The organism is Neobacillus rhizosphaerae (assembly GCF_937468385.1).
Taxonomy (GTDB): Bacteria; Bacillota; Bacilli; order Bacillales; family Cytobacillaceae; genus Neobacillus; species Neobacillus rhizosphaerae.
Genome location: NZ_CALBWS010000008.1, coordinates 87,960 through 104,521 on the forward strand (window position 1 = coordinate 87,960; position 16,562 = coordinate 104,521).

General features: G+C 36.8%; 11 protein-coding genes. 6 read left to right on the forward strand and 5 right to left on the reverse strand.

Annotated elements, in window-relative coordinates:
- Positions 1 to 8: 8 nt before the first annotated feature.
- From M5A78_RS08755 to M5A78_RS08770, 4 genes are all read right to left on the reverse strand, one after another.
- On the reverse strand, positions 9 to 2,057 hold the full coding sequence (locus tag M5A78_RS08755) for a PAS domain S-box protein (RefSeq protein WP_248734898.1): 2,049 nt from the start codon (positions 2,055 to 2,057) through the stop codon (positions 9 to 11).
- Entirely contained in the window at positions 1,999 to 2,853 is an 855-nt protein-coding gene (locus M5A78_RS08760; RefSeq protein WP_248734946.1) for a CheR family methyltransferase, read from the reverse strand. Before M5A78_RS08760 ends, M5A78_RS08755 begins: the two co-directional genes overlap by 59 nt.
- A gap of 9 nt (positions 2,854 to 2,862) precedes the next feature.
- Entirely contained in the window at positions 2,863 to 5,622 is a 2,760-nt protein-coding gene (locus M5A78_RS08765; protein WP_248734899.1) for a response regulator, read from the reverse strand.
- A gap of 305 nt (positions 5,623 to 5,927) precedes the next feature.
- Positions 5,928 to 6,857, reverse strand: a complete 930-nt coding sequence (locus M5A78_RS08770; RefSeq protein WP_248734900.1) for a C40 family peptidase — start codon at positions 6,855 to 6,857, stop codon at positions 5,928 to 5,930.
- Positions 6,858 to 7,128: 271 nt separating this feature from the next.
- On the opposite strand from M5A78_RS08770, the gene M5A78_RS08775 reads away from it, so the two are divergent.
- The 3 genes from M5A78_RS08775 to M5A78_RS08785 all read left to right on the forward strand — a co-directional run bounded on the left by M5A78_RS08775 (position 7,129) and on the right by M5A78_RS08785 (position 11,269).
- Positions 7,129 to 8,352, forward strand: a complete 1,224-nt coding sequence (locus M5A78_RS08775; RefSeq protein WP_248734901.1) for an ATP-grasp domain-containing protein — start codon at positions 7,129 to 7,131, stop codon at positions 8,350 to 8,352.
- Positions 8,353 to 8,455: 103 nt separating this feature from the next.
- A complete protein-coding gene (locus M5A78_RS08780) occupies positions 8,456 to 8,914 on the forward strand; it encodes a CotY/CotZ family spore coat protein (RefSeq protein ID WP_248734902.1) in 459 nt (152 codons plus the stop codon).
- A 189-nt stretch (positions 8,915 to 9,103) separates the two neighbouring features.
- Positions 9,104 to 11,269, forward strand: a complete 2,166-nt coding sequence (locus M5A78_RS08785; protein WP_248734903.1) for a YheC/YheD family protein — start codon at positions 9,104 to 9,106, stop codon at positions 11,267 to 11,269.
- Positions 11,270 to 11,649: 380 nt separating this feature from the next.
- Here the strand turns inward: M5A78_RS08785 and M5A78_RS08790 are convergent, their stop codons facing one another.
- Entirely contained in the window at positions 11,650 to 12,870 is a 1,221-nt protein-coding gene (locus M5A78_RS08790) for an ATP-grasp domain-containing protein (RefSeq protein ID WP_248734904.1), read from the reverse strand.
- 250 nt (positions 12,871 to 13,120) lie between these two features.
- On the opposite strand from M5A78_RS08790, the gene M5A78_RS08795 reads away from it, so the two are divergent.
- The 3 genes from M5A78_RS08795 to M5A78_RS08805 all read left to right on the forward strand — a co-directional run bounded on the left by M5A78_RS08795 (position 13,121) and on the right by M5A78_RS08805 (position 16,549).
- Positions 13,121 to 14,500 carry a Mur ligase family protein gene (locus M5A78_RS08795; RefSeq protein WP_248734905.1) on the forward strand — a complete coding sequence of 460 codons (1,380 nt, stop codon included), beginning with the start codon at positions 13,121 to 13,123 and terminating at the stop codon, positions 14,498 to 14,500.
- Positions 14,501 to 14,664: 164 nt separating this feature from the next.
- Positions 14,665 to 15,099: a hypothetical protein gene (locus M5A78_RS08800; RefSeq protein ID WP_248734906.1), complete on the forward strand. Its 435-nt coding sequence runs from the start codon at positions 14,665 to 14,667 to the stop codon at positions 15,097 to 15,099.
- A 133-nt stretch (positions 15,100 to 15,232) separates the two neighbouring features.
- Positions 15,233 to 16,549: a YheC/YheD family protein gene (locus M5A78_RS08805; protein ID WP_248734907.1), complete on the forward strand. Its 1,317-nt coding sequence runs from the start codon at positions 15,233 to 15,235 to the stop codon at positions 16,547 to 16,549.
- The last annotated feature ends 13 nt before the right edge of the window (positions 16,550 to 16,562 follow it).

Here is a 16,562-nt window from a genome sequence, read left to right on the forward strand (position 1 = left end):
GAAATACCCTAGAATGGTTTGAAACGAATGGAAAAGGTTGACCCCGCGTCTCCCGTTTCGATGTCAATATCTGCTTGATGACGTTCTGCTACACTATAGCAGATTGCGAGGCCCAACCCTGTTCCATTTTCCTTCGTTGTGAAGAACGGTGTTCCTATTTTTTCTAAAATCTCCGAGCTAATCCCTATCCCCTGATCTTTTATTTCCAAAATAACAGCCTGTTCTTCTGCATATGTTTTTATCGTAAGCTGCCCTCCAGACGACATGGAATCGAGCCCATTTAACACAATATTTAAGATTAATTGGCGAATTTCTTTTTCATCTACTGAGATATTGGGACAATCATGTAAATCGAGCACAGCTTGTTTTCTAGAACGTAAGGCTTCAGCTTGAATAAGCGGAAATAATGCTTCAATAATCGTATTTAAGTCTTGGATTTTTTTATCACTTACTTTATTTTTAGCCAAATTAAGAAACTCAGTAATAATAGAATTAGCCCTGCTTAATTCTTCCAGCATGAGGTCAACAATTTCTTTTGGTAATCCCTCACTGTTGCTTCTTGCTACTTGCAAAAATCCAGAAACGGTTGTCATCGGGTTGCGAATTTCATGGGCAATTCCGGCAGCCATCTCGCCAATTAAATTCAACCGATCTAGTCTGGACATCTCCCTTTCCATAAGAATCCTTTCCGTATAATCTGTCAAAACAAATAGAATACAAGGTTCAGGTTGGACATCAATTATTTCTGTAGATAATAATCCCGCACGGATTTCCCCATGTTTTGTCTTATAGTGGATTTTCTTACTACGAATGTGCTGCCCTAAATGAAGATAGTTACCGTCGGGTTCGTCAATAAAATCTAGAAAATTTATTTTTTGATGAATTAATTCATCATAACTGTAACCCGTAATGTTTATCCAACTTGTATTAACATCTAAATATGTTTTATCTTTTAGCGAAATAATCGCCACCAAGCAGGGACTAGACTCAAAGATTTTCCGAAACCGTTCTTGAGAAACAAAAAGATAATCGGTAATCTTTTTTCGCTCCTCAATTTCTATTTGCAGCCGCTCGTTTGCTAATAAGAGCTCTAATGTGCGGTCTTTTACCATATTCTCCATCTGATTGAATTGTTTCTTTTTAACTTCTTCCATCAGCTTTCTTTCCGTCACATCACGAATGGTACAAACAAAAATTGGATGACCATCTACTGCTGTCTCGCCAATTTGAATATCCGCAGGAAAATGGCTTTCATCCTTCCTTAATGCAACCGATTCGATCACACTACCTAGACATGAGTTGATTAAAGAAAAGAACAAATACGGAGAGCTATTTCTATTGTCCCCCTTCACTTTTAGAAACAGATTGCCAATAGGCTGTCCTACTAATTCATCCGGATGATAGCCAAACATGGTTTTTACAGCTGAATTCACCGATAGTATAGACCCTTGACCGTTAAAGGTAACAATGGTATCAATTAACGTTTCACTAATCACCTTTGCTAATGCTTCTGTCCTCTGCAAATCCAAGGTTGTCTGATCTAACTTTTTATTTACTTCATTTAATTCAGCTGAACACTGCGACTCACTCTTGCTAATTTCCTCTTTATATTTTTGATAGATTTCAACAAATTTCTCTATTTTTTGTTTCAATGTTTCAGGCTGATATGGTTTAAAAATATAATCAATTGCCCCTACAGAGTAACCACGTTGAACATGCTCCATATCTTGACTAATAGCGGTAATGAAAATAATTGGAATATGTTTAGTTTTTTCTCTTGCCCTAATCAGTTTAGCTGTTTCAAAACCGTTTAGTTCTGGCATCTGTACATCTAGTAAAATAACAGCAAATTCTTGTTTAAGCAGACATTTCAGCGCCGCGTTTCCTGAGGTTGCACTAACTAAATTATAGTGTGGAGAAGAGAGTACTGCTTCCAATGCCAGTAGATTTTCAGGTTGATTATCCACCATTAAAATATTGACTTTTTGAGTAGTGGTACTATTTAAATTTACGGTACAGTCTTTCTGCCTGGTTAAATTCTTCGTAACAGGTTCCATAACTAGTAAATCTAATCCCCTCTCTTTTACCCAGCCCAAGAAAGCCTGATAAACTTAGGCTTTCATAGAGAAGCTGATGGACATCATTTTGCAAACACTTATTAAAATAGATTAGGACATTTCGACAAATAATCATATCAAACTCATGAAATGAAGAGTCTGTTACTAAATTATGCTCTGCAAACACCACGTTTTTTTGTAGATCAGGGTGGAAAACAACTTGGTCAGCAACCACCTGGTAGTATTCTGAAAAAGCCCTCGTCCCACCAGCTAATAAATAATTTTTGGTGTAAAGTTGCATATCAGCTAAAGAAAAAGTACCTTTCTTCGCCTTTTCTAACACACTTGTGTTGATATCGGTTGCATAAATTTTTGTCTTTTCATATAGGCCCTCTTCTTGTAACAAAATGGCCATTGAATACACTTCTTCACCAGTAGAGCAGCCCACATGCCAAATTCGAATTTCAGGATAATCTTTTACTAATGGAATAAGATTTGTTCGTAAAGACTTAAAAAAACTAGGATCACGAAACATTTCGGTAACATTTATAGAAAAATCAGAAAATAAACCATTCATGACGATCGGATCACGCAATATTTTTTCTTGCAGAGCAGATATACTTGTTAGATTCTCCTTTTGAACACGTTGCAAAATTCTCCTCTGAATGAAGGGACGGGCATAATTTCGAAAATCGTAGCCGTAAAAGCGGAAAATCGCTTCAAGGAGTAAATCGATTTCAATCGTTTCTACCACTTGGCTCGGTGTTTGCTTTTGTAGGTTTTCCCTTTTTTGAATCGTAATCGCTTATCCTTCCTTTCTATACAACCATACATGCATAAGCGAGAATAACTGATCTAAGTTTAATGGCTTACTGATATAGTCCGTTGCTCCTGCATCTAAACATTCTTCTCGGGCTTGTTTCATCGCCTTTGCCGTAAGGGCAATAATCGGTAAGGATATAAACTTATGATTACTTCGAATTGTACGTATTGCCTCAAATCCATCCATTTCAGGCATCATAATATCCATTAAAATAATATCTGTATCTGGATTCCTATGTAAAACTTCAATCCCTTCACGGCCATTGTCGGCCACAATAATTTCCATTTCATACTTCTCTAACGCGATCGTTAGCGCATACACATTTCGAATATCATCGTCGACAATGAGGACCTTTTTATCTTTTAGCGAAGATTTCCCGAGTTGTTCATTACTACTATCTTCTTCATCCATTGTGTTAGTAGCTTCCGGTAAGTAATACTTATTCTCGAGGCTTGCAGAAGCTTCCTTCATATAAGATTTCACCTCTTTTGGCTCGTTTACTTGGTCGTAAGGCAGATATAAAGTAAAGTTGCTGCCCTTTCCTACCTCACTCGTTAACTCCATAAATCCACCTAATAAATATGCTATTTCTCGGCAAATAGATAATCCAAGTCCTGTACCACCATACTTTCGACTTGTCGTTCCATCTGCTTGTTTAAAGGCATCAAATATCGTCCCTTGTTTTTCCCTAGCTATGCCAATTCCTGTATCAATCACGGAGAAGGCTAGCATAAGTTCTTCATGGTTATTCACAAAAATCTGCTGCCAAGCTGTTTCTTTCATTACCTTCCGAACAACTAGGGTCACACTACCACTTTCAGTGAATTTAAATGCATTTGAAAGCAGATTTTTTAAAATTTGCTGTAAACGATGTTCATCCGTATAGAAACTTGATGGTAAATCAGGTTCCACATGAACGATAAATTGAATATTTTTCTTATAGGCAATTGGTGAAAATTGCATCATGATGAAATCTTCTACACCATGTAAATCTACTTCTCTATGAATCACGTCTAATTTCCCTGATTCTACCTTTGCTAAATCGAGAATATCATTGATTAAATGTAATAAATCATTCCCAGATGAATAAATGGTCCGAATATATTCCTCTTGTTTGGCTGTAAGATTGCCCTCACCGTTTTCGGAAAGGATCTGTGCTAAAATGAGTAAACTATTAAGTGGCGTTCTAAGCTCATGGGACATATTAGCAAGAAATTCTGATTTATATTGGGAACTAATTTCTAATTGTTGCGCTTTTTCTTCAAGTTGCTCTCTTACTTTCTCTAACTCTTCTTTTTTAAGGACTGATGCTGCATATTGTTCCTCCAGTTGTTCATTTGTCGTCCTTAGCTCCTCTTGCTGTAATTGCAATTCTTCAGATTGAGCTTGAAGTTCTTCTGTTAAGCTTTGTGATTCTTGTAATAACCTTTCCGCCTTCATGTGATTAAACATACTTTTTAGCGTAATTCCCGTAGTGGGAATGACTTCTTCAAGGAGCTTGATTTGAGAAGGACTAAAGGATTCAAAAGAAGCAATTTCGATAACAGCAAGTACCTCATCTTCGTTTTGTATAGGTAAGATGATAATATTTTTCGGTGTAGCTCCTCCCATACCAGAGCGTATTCTTATATAATTTTCTGGAACTTGATTTATGAAAATGGGCTGCTTCTCAAGCGCACACTGCCCAATCAGACCCTCTCCCAAACGAAACCTTTCAAATTCTCTATTAGGATTAAAAAAAGCGTAAGCAGCTATTTTTTTCAAATACTGCTCGGTTCCTTCCACCGTCTTCATATAGAACACACCATTACTAGCTCCTACCATTGGTACAAGCTTTGAAATGAACAATTCAGCAAGCATCTGCACATCTTTAGCTCCTGGGTACATCGCAAGAATTTCAGCAATTTTCGATTTAAGCCAGTTGCGCTCTCCTGCCTCTTCTTTTAATTGTTTCTCTCGTTTGCTATGTGCCTCAAGCTTCGAAACCATTTTGTTAAAAGCAGCGGCGATGGCACCAATTTCATCTTTAGAAAAGATCTCTATCCGCGGCAGGGCATCAAGGCTACTATTGGTCGCACTTTTCATGACAGTCGTTACATGGTTGAGATTCTTTGTCATCCCTCTGATGATCCAAATAATGAATCCTATTCCTAAACTCAAGCTGATCGCAAGATAAAAATAAATCGTTGAGACAACCCAATGGTATGTATCTCGTGATCGATAAAGTTCATTTTTCATCTCTTGTTCTTGCAGCCCACGAAGAAGTTCAGCAAGTTGAACCATTCTTTCCCTGGTAAGCTTCAAATCATTCAACAGCTGTGGTTGGATAGCAGCTTTAGGGTCGGTTTTTTTAATAGCAATCACTTGCTGTGCCGTAGCTAGATAGGTTTCATGAAGTACTTTATATTTTGTCATTAATTCACGTGACTTTCCTTTATTATCTATTCTTTCAAGTGACTCCATCGCTCGGTTGATATTTATGTTCGATTCTTCCAAAGCATTAATCGACGTAGTCAGCGTTGCATTAGATTGATTGACTGTAACCTCTCTTAACTCTCTAGCAATATTAACTGTCTCGTACTTAATCGTTGAAGCCATATTGATTCGTTCATATTTATCGGTAACTACCACATCGATATTCACCATAGACTGTTCAAGCATATTCATTAGAATGATGACACTTATTGAAATTAATACTACTATTGATCCTGTGCTCGCATAGAGCTTTGTCCTAAATTTCATACGGCCTCCTACTACGTTGTCCCTTTACACTAACGTTTCAAATAATACACTTATTTCAAAATTTTCTCACATCTAAAAACATTATGATTCCTATTCATTATTGACCATAAAAAAATTCCCTTTTTACGACAAATTATAGCACATTTTACAAAATACTAAGTGGAAATATTTTTTTAAAAAAATGAAAAAGGGATCGGTCTCCCGCCACATTACCGCAGCGGGGGACCGACCCAAATTCTTGGATAGAAAGGCAGATTATTTTCTGACCTTTCTATCCATTTTATTCCCATTTCATTTTTGGACCATTACTGAATCACTCTTCGTCCCGTGACATAATGAGTGTCATACCATGGAACAAACAAGACCCTTGAAATAATCCCTTTCGTTGGGTCTGTAAGAAGGAACTTCTGATTCCCAGCATAAATGGCAGCGATGGTTGGTGTCGTCCCACCGGCGGTAGTGGAAAAGAATATTAGGTCGCCCTTTTTTAAATTAGCTCTGGCTACATAGGTTCCTTTCTTTGCAAGTTGACTGACATTATTTGTGCCAAGCGTAATTCCGTTTTGCTGGTAAATGTAGTTCACCAAGCCGCCATTCGTAAAAGTATTTGTTGAAGGATCATTAACAGAACTGCTTATCTTCACATTCCCCATCATCGTATAAGTCCTGTTGACAATTTTATCCGCTGTAGTCAGCGGTTGGGACGGCATATAACTAGGGATGACACGTCTCGCTCCCACAAAGTTTTCTGTGTAGTAAGGTTTCGCCGTCATATCCGAAATCACAATGTTTTGTTTAGAATCGGCCATATGTAGAAGCTTGTTATTTCCTAAATAAATTCCAATATGATCAGCCGGATTGTTATCCGATTTGTCCACATCAAAGAAAAACAAGTCACCTTTTTTTAGCTGGTCAGCGGGGACGCGGACCCCTAGTTTTAACATATAGTCCTCATTATACGTCGCTAAATCAGCTCCATTTTGTTTAAAAATATAATCAATAAATGTTGCACAAGAGAATTTGTATGGATAGGTCGTTTTGTATTCGGTTCGACTGTAAGTAGCTTTCCCGATTAAACTAGTCCCTGTTTTAATAATCGCATCGGCAATCTGCTCTTCTGTTTGGTTTGGCCCGATAATCGGAGCAGCAGCCACTTTATCTTTTTCAAATGTGATGGTAAAAGAACCAGCAGTTAACAAGAACATCCCCATTAAAATAAACATGAACTTTTTCAAAGCAACATCCTCCTATTGATTTTGATTGACCTGTTTATTGTGCAGCAATTAGTTCTTTACTATACAAGCCAGAAATAGGAGAAGTGCTATTTCATTGTAAAAAACTAAAAACATTTAACATAGTCTTTTAAATGTGAAAGGGGGAAAAGTTTCCTGTTCCTTTGTCCTCCCCCTTCAGACCACTTTTCCTAACGTGTCAATTAAGATGTTATTTCATATGTTATTTATACAAAGGATATATTCAGAGACCTTATTTAGGATGGTTAGACAAATGAAAACGATTGTTTTTATTGGATGTAACAACTTCGGAACCAGTAAAGAAGCGCTAACGATCGCTAAAGAAATGGGATACTTCATTGTTTTGTTGACAAACAAGAAAAATCACATGATTAATAAATGCGAATTTCCGGATGTTGATCATTTTGTTTTTATCAAGGACATATTAGATGAAGTGAAGGTTATCGATGAACTTACATTATTAAAGGTAACAGGAAAACAAATATGTGCATGCATGAGTTTTGTTGACCCCTATGTTTCTTATGCCGCAAAACTATCTGAACATCTTGGATTGGTACAGCTATCGGCAGACTCCCTTTATATGATGGAAAATAAAATAAGGTTTAGAGAAAAATTAATGGGCCTTTCTAGTTCCCCTTTTTATGTAGTCTTTAATTATGATCAAACTGTTGACCAGTTTGTACAAAGATACAAAGCATTTTTACCATTGATATTGAAACCGCCAGCTTCCAATGGCTCAAAGAATGTATTATTGGTTGATACAACAGATAAGTTTAAGGACGGTTTAAAATTTTTGCAAAAAAAGGATCCAATCCACCCGATATTAGTAGAAGAATATTTATTAGGACCTCAGTTTCTAATCGAAATCATTGTACACAACAATGAAATGACAGTTGTCGGAGTCATTGAGCAGGAAATCACTACCAACGATAGATTTATTGTGACTGGATATCAATACCCCGCAATGTTAACGAATGAAGAATATAAAAACCTCGTTGATGCAATCACAAGCATTGTTGATCAAATAGGACTTTCAAATGGCTCGTGTCATTTAGAGATGAGAAATGTACAAGGAAAATGGAAACTAGTAGAGATCAACCCAAGAATGTCTGGGGGAGCGATGAATCGAATCATTGAGGAAGGAACAGGAATTAACCTCATAAAAGAAATAATAAGAATGGCTCTAGGTGAGCAACCTTCATTAATCGAATCTCGAAAACAACATGTGTACGCCAGATATTTAACGATAAGCTCTCAAGGTAAACTTCTCAAAGTAACAGGTAAGGATCAGGCTATGAAGCATAAAGGCGTAAAATACGTTCATATCAAGCCTCAGGAAGGAAGTATTTTAATCGTCCCCTACTCTATGGGCAATCGCTATGCATGCATCATTGCCGCCTCGGAATCTCCAGATATAGCAAAAACCATCGCAATAGCTGCTGCACAGGAAATAAAGTTTTATTTGGAACTACTTTGAGCATAAATGGGTGAATGGTCCAAGTATGAATTCCTTTTCAATTCGCACACTCCCCTTGAATCTTAAATATCATATTAAAAAGGACAGATACAGGGAGCTGTCAGTGAAATTGAGTAGTGAGATGAGTAGTAAACACTTTTTATGTGAAGCGCTTTTTGAATTAAAATCCTTACAAGACTTTTTAACCGATTCCTCGACCAAATACTTCGGAAAATTGCTTGCTAAATTAGTAGGCGTTGATACCATTCCTTTCATCTTATTAACCAAAGATGGATTACTTTCACATGAGGGTGTGGAGATCAATCATGAAAACGGAAATGAAGAGTCCTTTACATCCAATTATTTTCGAATCGAGTCGATTGACAAAAAAGAATCCCTTGCAACCGTATCATTACTTCGTCCTTTAGATATACAAGGCGATCCTCCACATTCACATCATGATGTCATTAGATTAAAGAAAACATCCAATTTTATAGAAGTTGATTTATTAACTATATATGCCATTCAAACCGTTGATATTGAATTACTCAAAAGGAAAATCATTATTGAGCCAAAATGGTAATGCACAACATTCGCCCTAGGAATTCTTGGGGCATTTTTTCTGGAAACGGGGCAGAGAAATGTTGAATGATTGGATTGCTCTTCCCCAGTCATTAAATATCAATAAAACTGAACTTCTGTCCGTATCAAATGGATTAGCAATTGAATGTAATGTATAAGGTTTTACAGATCAGATAAAGGAGATTATTTAATGACATTAATAGGAATGTTACATCATCGTAAAGACCCCAAAACCGTCATAAAGTCTTATGCCTATGCAGCGGTTGCTAAAGCAGAAGGGGCCAAGTTTTTCTTCTTTTCACCTGGAGCAGTGAATTTTGTTAACAGTTCCATTAAAGGACAAGTGTATGAAAACGGCATTTGGGTGGAGAGAATTATGCCTTTCCCAGATGTCATCTACAATGCAGGGAGTCCTGAAAAACTTGCCAAGTCTAAGGAAATTATTCAAAGGTTAAAAGAAAAGATCCCCTTTACCACTCATTCAATCGGTAATAAGTGGAATATTAATGAGCGGTTAAAAGAAGCAAAAGAATTCTCAAACTATTTAATTCCGACAGAAATTGTAATAGATACGGAGCATTTCTTCAAATTTGTAACTGCATTTGAAAAGGTTGTATTTAAACCGATTGATGGAAGAAAGGGAAAAGGAATCTTTTTCATATCCAAAAGTGAAAATGGCTTTCTAGTTACGAAGGACTCCGATCGTATTTCCTATTCGAAACAACAGCTTAACGATCTTATCGGATCAAAACTTTCAACAGGAACCTTTATTATTCAACCCTATATCCAATCGACCACCAAATCCGGCCAAGTGTTTGATTTCAGACTTCATGTTCAAAAAAATGGTGAAGGTAAATGGGTAATCACTACGATCTATCCGCGAGTTGCTCCAATGGGATCGATTATTGCCAATATTAACAATGGTGGCTTCACCAATTATTTAGATCCCTTTTTACAACAAGAATTTAAAGAAGAAGCTTTTAATATTAAACGAACACTAGAGCATTTTTCCTTGTCATTAGCCAATCATTTGGACGAGCTTCAAATGTTACACTATGGGGAAGTCATTGATGAAATTGGCGTAGATGTAGGATTAGATGAGAACTCCAAAATATGGATCTACGAGGTAAACTGGCGGCCAGGTTGTCCCCCCGCCTTTTATTTGGAGTTAGATGTAGTGATCAATACGATTAGATATGCCGTGTTTCTTGCAAAGAACCAACATACAATTACAAATAAAATAAAATCATTAAAGAAGAAAAAAATGGAAGAAAAAAAGGAAATACCAATTATCGCTGTAACAGGGAGTGCCGGTAAAACAACTTCTAAAGCATTCCTTGCATCAATTTTATCGAAGAAATGGAATATATTTGAATCAAAGGATTATTGGAATACAACAGAGCATACGAAAAAACATGCTGCAGAAATAAATCCAGCCCATGAAGCAATTGTGTTAGAGTATGGAATGGCCTATCCTGGTGTCATTACTGAACATTGCAGCATCATCAAGCCTAATATTAGTATTGTGACAAATATCGGCCTTGCCCATGTTGGCAATTTTGAGGGTGACATTAAAAAAGTCGCCCATGCAAAATCTGAATTAATCCATGGGATGGATCAAAACGGAGTTCTGTTTCTAAACAAGGATGATCCTAATTCAACCTTTTTAGAGACCCAAAATTTCAAAGGGAGAATCATCACTATTGGTGTAAATTCAGCCGCCGACTACAGTGCCTATGATGTTAAATATGTAGACACTGGAATGAACTTCAAGATGAAGCTTCAAGGGCAGGAAGTATCGCTTTTCATTCCTATTTTAGGGGAGCATCATGTATACAATGCCCTAAATGCAATTGCTGTTGCAGATTACTTAGGGTTCACGCCAATGGAAATTAAATTAGGGCTGCTCTTTAGAAAACCACCACGAAGACTGACTATATATAACTGCCGTGACAATATTACACTGATAGATGATACCGTTCACTCCCACCCTCAAGGGGTAAGAGCTGCAATTGATGTTCTTTCAAACATTGGAAAACACCGAAAAATAGCGATTATTGGACAAATGAGGGAATTAGGGAACTTAAGAGAGGAAGAATATCGTAAAGTCGGAGAATATGTGTTTGAGAAAGAAATTGATCTTTTAATCACATATGGTTTTCGAACAGATGAAATTGGAACACAAGCAAAAACAAAGGGTCTTTCCGCCAAAAATGTTTACCATTTCACCAATCGGGAGCAATTACATGAATTGTTATTGAGGATAGTAAAAAAAGATGACACTATTTTGATCAAAGGAGCTAGTAAAACGAATATGTTTGATACCGTAAAGTTTTTAGATCAAACATTTAGTTAATTTCTCTTTCATTACCCAAATGGATTTCGGCACATTACAAGGGCACTGAAAAAGTACCTATTAAATTAAAGGTACTTTTAAACTTGGTTGTTGATTTGCGCTCCAGGCGCTTCGCTTTCCGCGGGCGTGCCGGGGAGCCTCCTCGGCGCCTTAAGCGCCTGTGGGGTCTCCCCAGCCCCGTACTCCCGCAGGAGTCTCGCGCCTTCCGCTCCAATCAACAGTGTTAATAAATCAACAATGACCTTTAACATATCCAAAGTAAAAAAAGGTATAATACCTCATATTCAGAGGGAATTATACCTTTTTTGCTTTATAATTATAGTATCAATTTCAAACGGGTAGGTACTATGATACAAAATGGTGGTATTCGTTATTCCGTTTTACTCCTCTACAAGATGGAACTTAATCTCGTTTGCAGCACTTTTTGCAAGTTTTTTAGCTTCTTCCATACTTGCTCCTGTTGCAATCACGTAGGCATATCTATGACCCATTGATAATGGTGGAGTTAACTTAGTTCCCTTTTTAGGCTTCACGTAAACTTTAACTACACCTGGGGACCTTATTGCCCTCCTTTTTCCGGTAACCTTTTCTAATATTCCCTTTTTCGAAACAATGACGTGCTGTGTAAATACGTAATTCGTACATCTTGGCATTAACGACGGGCTTTCTCCTACATATAATTTAAGGGTTTCTTCTACTAAATTAAACCCAAATGCAGCTAGAATCATATCATTCATTGCTCCACCGGAAACTCTGGGGTTGATTTCAATAAGTCTCCAACCGTCTTTTGTCCATCGTAATTCAAGGTGAAGGGCACCATTCTTTATTCCGAATTGTGAAATGATTGAATGCAGGACCTGTTCAATTCCTACTTTTATATGATTGGGAACATCCGCCAGCACACCATAACCTGTAATAATAAATCTTTTACCCTGCGTAATTTCTTGTTCGATAATACCAGCAATCATAATCTGATTGTTGTATATGAGCGCCTCAACTAAATATTGGTTTCCATCAATATATTCTTCAATAATAATCGTTTCATCTGGATTCTTTTCTTGTAATCTTATTATCTGTTTTTCTAATTGTTCTTTTGTTTCCACGAATAGCACGTCTTTAGATCCTGTTGATTTCGAAGATTTCACAATGACTGGAAATGCAAACTTTTTGTCTATCGTTTCGAATGGGATCGGCTTGTCTTGAGTGACAATGAGAAATTCAGGCGTATAAGGTTGATCCCTTAGAAAAACCCTTGTCCCCTCTTTATTTTCCATTTTTGAAATAGCTTCAGACGAAGAATAATTCTGACAAAATTCATCACAAAGAACGGAGGCACTATGAACATTAGCATCAATAAAACTGACAATCGCCTTAATATCCTTCCCCTTTAATCGTAACTTTTTAATTTCACCTTTCATTTCTGAAAGATTATTCGTATCAACCAAAATCATCTCATGAACATCCGTGTACTCTTTCCTTTGTTCCAATTGCTTTTCATTATTTGTGAAAACAACAGTAAAATAACCAAGTCGCTCTGCTGCTTTAACTGCTTCTCTACTTGAGCCCGATTTATTTGTGCCTATAAAGATAATCGTTTTCAAACGGTTCCACTCCCTACATAAACTTCGATAAAACAACTCGTTATATATTTATGAAACAGACCGTTTTTTGAATGGTTATGTATCATGTAAGAGCCAATTAAATACAATAAAGGCGGCGTTGTATCGAATTTTTCAGAAAAGAGATTTTTATGGTGTTCCGCCAAAATGATCCTACTCTTGGTTAATCGTACAAGCAACAGGAGTAATAAAAACATAATATGTCTAAAGTGAAAGGAGTGTAAATATCACAATGAAGCCCCTCTCGGTTAGGCGAATAAGAACAACTCTTGCCGGTGAATTGATTCAAGGGTCTGATTATGTGATTATTCATTATGGTGCATATCGGCTTAAACAAATAAAGGAACAAAATACCATTCTTTTTTCAAATAAGAGGATTGTAAATTGGGAAGGCCTAAAGAGATTTTTCCCTTTAGTACTTGTAACCGATCAGGAGTTTAGCAAAAATGGACAATTAGAGGATTTAACTGTAATAAAAGTAAAAGATACGGAAGAGGCTTATTGGAAATTTGTGAATTACTACCGCAGCCTGTTTCAAATTCCTGTTGTCGCGATAACAGGAACTTCTGGAAAGACAACGACAAAAGAAATGATTAAGCATATTCTCTCAGCTGATAAAATAGTTACTTCTACAAACAGCAGTAATAATTCACGAACTGCTCATTTGCATTACCTTCTAAGCATTGATGATGATATCGAAGCAGCTGTTTTTGAAACTGCAGTTGGTGCACCTGGGGATGTACTAAAAGCAGGTGAATATTTCAAACCCACAATAGGAATTATTACGAATATAGGTGCACACCACTTGAATTATTGCCAAACGCTGGAAGCCTATATTCATTCAAAGGGAGAAATGGCAAGAGCACTCAATAATTCAGGTGTACTCATCATAAATGCAGAGGATAAAAATAGTAGAAAAATAGATTTAACTAATTATCATGGAAGGATCATAAAAGTTGGCATCGATTCGTCTTGTCATTATAAAGCTATCGATATTCAATACTGTAAAGACGGAATGCAATTTAGTGTCCAATATGAGCAGAATACTTACCCGATGTTCGTACCCGGATTTGGAGAGCATCAAGTTTATAATGCGCTTGCCGCTATTGCTGCTGTTCATGAAATAGGTGTTGATCTGATGGAAATCGCGGATAGATTGAAAACTTTTCAAAATTTAAATAAACATCTGCAAGTGTATGAAGGAATGAATGGATCAACCATTCTGGATGACACGTGGAGCATGACAACCACTTCATTGGAAGCAGCTCTAAAAGTGTTAAATGAACTTGGAAAAGAAAAAAAAAGAGTAGCAATATTAGGTACGATAACAGATTTAGGATCTTGGGGATATGTGATTCATGAGCAAGCCGGGGAAATAATATGTGAGAAAGGTGTAGATGTTCTCATTACAATAGGTGAGCACGCACGCATAATGGCTGACCATGCAGTGGAAAATGGGTTGAACGCACAGGTCTATACATTTAAAAATAGTCCCCTAGCCTATGACCTACTAACAAAGATCGTAGACCAAGAGACCATTGTCCTTATTAAAGGGGATATGTACAGCAAGGCCATTATTGATTTGGCCTCTAAATTACGGAAGAAAAAATAACTTACCTTTGACAGTTTTGTAGTTCAAAGGGGAGCTTTTTTTGGACAAGTCTTTCTTTATTATTCCTATTCGCGCTCATTTCGAAAAAAATTGGACAAACACTGTGCCACATTTCAAATCACTTTTATATATTATAGTATTCTACTAGAAAGGAGGGATAATGAATGGGTATTCTTTGTACTTGTGGAGTCTTGGTTAATAATGCTGTCTCTACAAATAATAATGTTAAATTTGAAGGACAAAATGGAACGACCAAAGGTGACTTAACCTATAATGCAGATGTTTGTGTCTCTACGCTTGAAACCTCGACTCTCTCTTTAAATTTCGTAGACACGGAAACAGGAGCAAACAGCTTCACATTTACTGCAAATTCAATCACTTCTGTTACCTGTAAGCAGGAAGGTCAGAACTGTGTAGTGACGGTTGATGGTACGGGATTAGTTAACGGGGAACAATTTGCTTTTGAAGCTGTGTTTAGAGACCAGGTTGCTTCAGCCGCGAATGATAACGTGCAATCGTTTGTCATTACTGGTTTCTTTGACCAAAATGGCGCTGCACCTGTTCCTCAAGGCACAATTATAGCTCTAGGATGTCAGTAAAAATATTTATAGAACTCTTGGTGAATTTATGCCAGGAGTTTTTTATTTTTTCATATTAAACTAACAAAATATCCAAGAAAAAATGATTTAGATGAATAGTATAGAGTATGAACAATTAAGAGAGGTGGGGACTTTGAAGGCCAGTAGTGGTCGAATAAGCCAGTATAGACTATTAAATTCTGAAGAAAAATTATCTAAACACCTGTTAGAAACTAAACTATTTTCAAAGGATTCCCTATTCACATTTTTAGAAAAATATAAAACGATTGTCATTAAACCTGCTTTTGGCCCAGGTGAGATTTTTGTTTCCTCAGAAAATAATCAATTTAAGATCATCTCAAGGGCGAAGCTGACTAAACTAATTGACAAAGAAGATCTTTATCAACATCTGGTTCGTCATAAATTAACTCAAAAACACCATATCATTCAGCCTGGCAAATTCCATTCATATTTTCTCCAGAGCCCCTTCCAATATTTCGTCACCGTTCATCGAAAATCACCTTCTGCTGAATGGTGCTCTGTATCCAAAACGGAGAAAAAACGCTCTTTGTTCGGCCAGTTTTTTTACATGTATTTTTTAAAAAAGATCGAGAACATATCTATTCTAGCAGCGAACACACTCGGGGAAGCTTTTCCAGAATGCAATACGATTGTCATTGAAATCGCATATGACCTAAAAGGAGGAATATGGATTCAAGATACTATATTGCATTACCCTACAAGTAAGTGGAGCCAGTTCACTACACTTAACAGCAATAGTACTCTTTCTTCTTTTTTACCAAATACAGATTTATTCAGTAAAGTTACTTTTAATCATTTTCTTCTCAAATATAAAGACGTAATCATTAAGCCTTGTAACGGCCAAAAAGGTTTAGGAATCGTAAAAATCAGCTCAAACGATCAGCTCACTTATGAAATCCACACAGGAAGAAAAAAGCTCATGAAGGCGAGCATAGAGGAAGCTTATTGTTTTATTGAGGAACATTTTTTAACAAGGAAGAATTATATAGTTCAGCAACCATTACCACTAGCGACGATTAATGATTGTCCAATCGATGTAAGAGTCATTATTCAAAAGTACGATTCAGCTTGGCATGTTTCTGGAAAAATCGTTAAAGTCGCTGATCAAGATTTCTTCATTACCAATGCAACCCAGAAACTACTATCACTGGAGGAAGCTATTCAAGACTCAAACATAACAAATAAGAATAAAGAAACGCTTGAATCAAAAATGGAAGCCATTTGCATCTCTGCTGCTAATCAGCTTGAAGAAAACGTTCGAGAGATTACTATCATTGGATTTGACATTGGAGTCACCGATCAAGGGGATATCTGGATCATTGAAGGAAATTATCAACCAGACCTCTCCATGTTTTATAGGCTGGAAAACCATGACATGTATATGAATATATTAAAAGCTAAACAAGATGCGAGGTTTCTCGAATCCTAATAGTGTCCCTTCT

What these genes read in the sequence shown, in the direction of transcription:
- M5A78_RS08755 (WP_248734898.1), bottom strand. Translation starts at nt 2,057, where the DNA reads ATGGAACCTGTTACGAAGAATTTAACCAGGCAGAAAGACTGTACCGTA.
- M5A78_RS08765 (WP_248734899.1), bottom strand. Translation starts at nt 5,622, where the DNA reads ATGAAATTTAGGACAAAGCTCTATGCGAGCACAGGATCAATAGTAGTA.
- M5A78_RS08775 (WP_248734901.1), top strand. Translation starts at nt 7,129, where the DNA reads ATGAAAACGATTGTTTTTATTGGATGTAACAACTTCGGAACCAGTAAA.
- M5A78_RS08785 (WP_248734903.1), top strand. Translation starts at nt 9,104, where the DNA reads ATGACATTAATAGGAATGTTACATCATCGTAAAGACCCCAAAACCGTC.
- M5A78_RS08795 (WP_248734905.1), top strand. Translation starts at nt 13,121, where the DNA reads ATGAAGCCCCTCTCGGTTAGGCGAATAAGAACAACTCTTGCCGGTGAA.
- M5A78_RS08800 (WP_248734906.1), top strand. Translation starts at nt 14,665, where the DNA reads ATGGGTATTCTTTGTACTTGTGGAGTCTTGGTTAATAATGCTGTCTCT.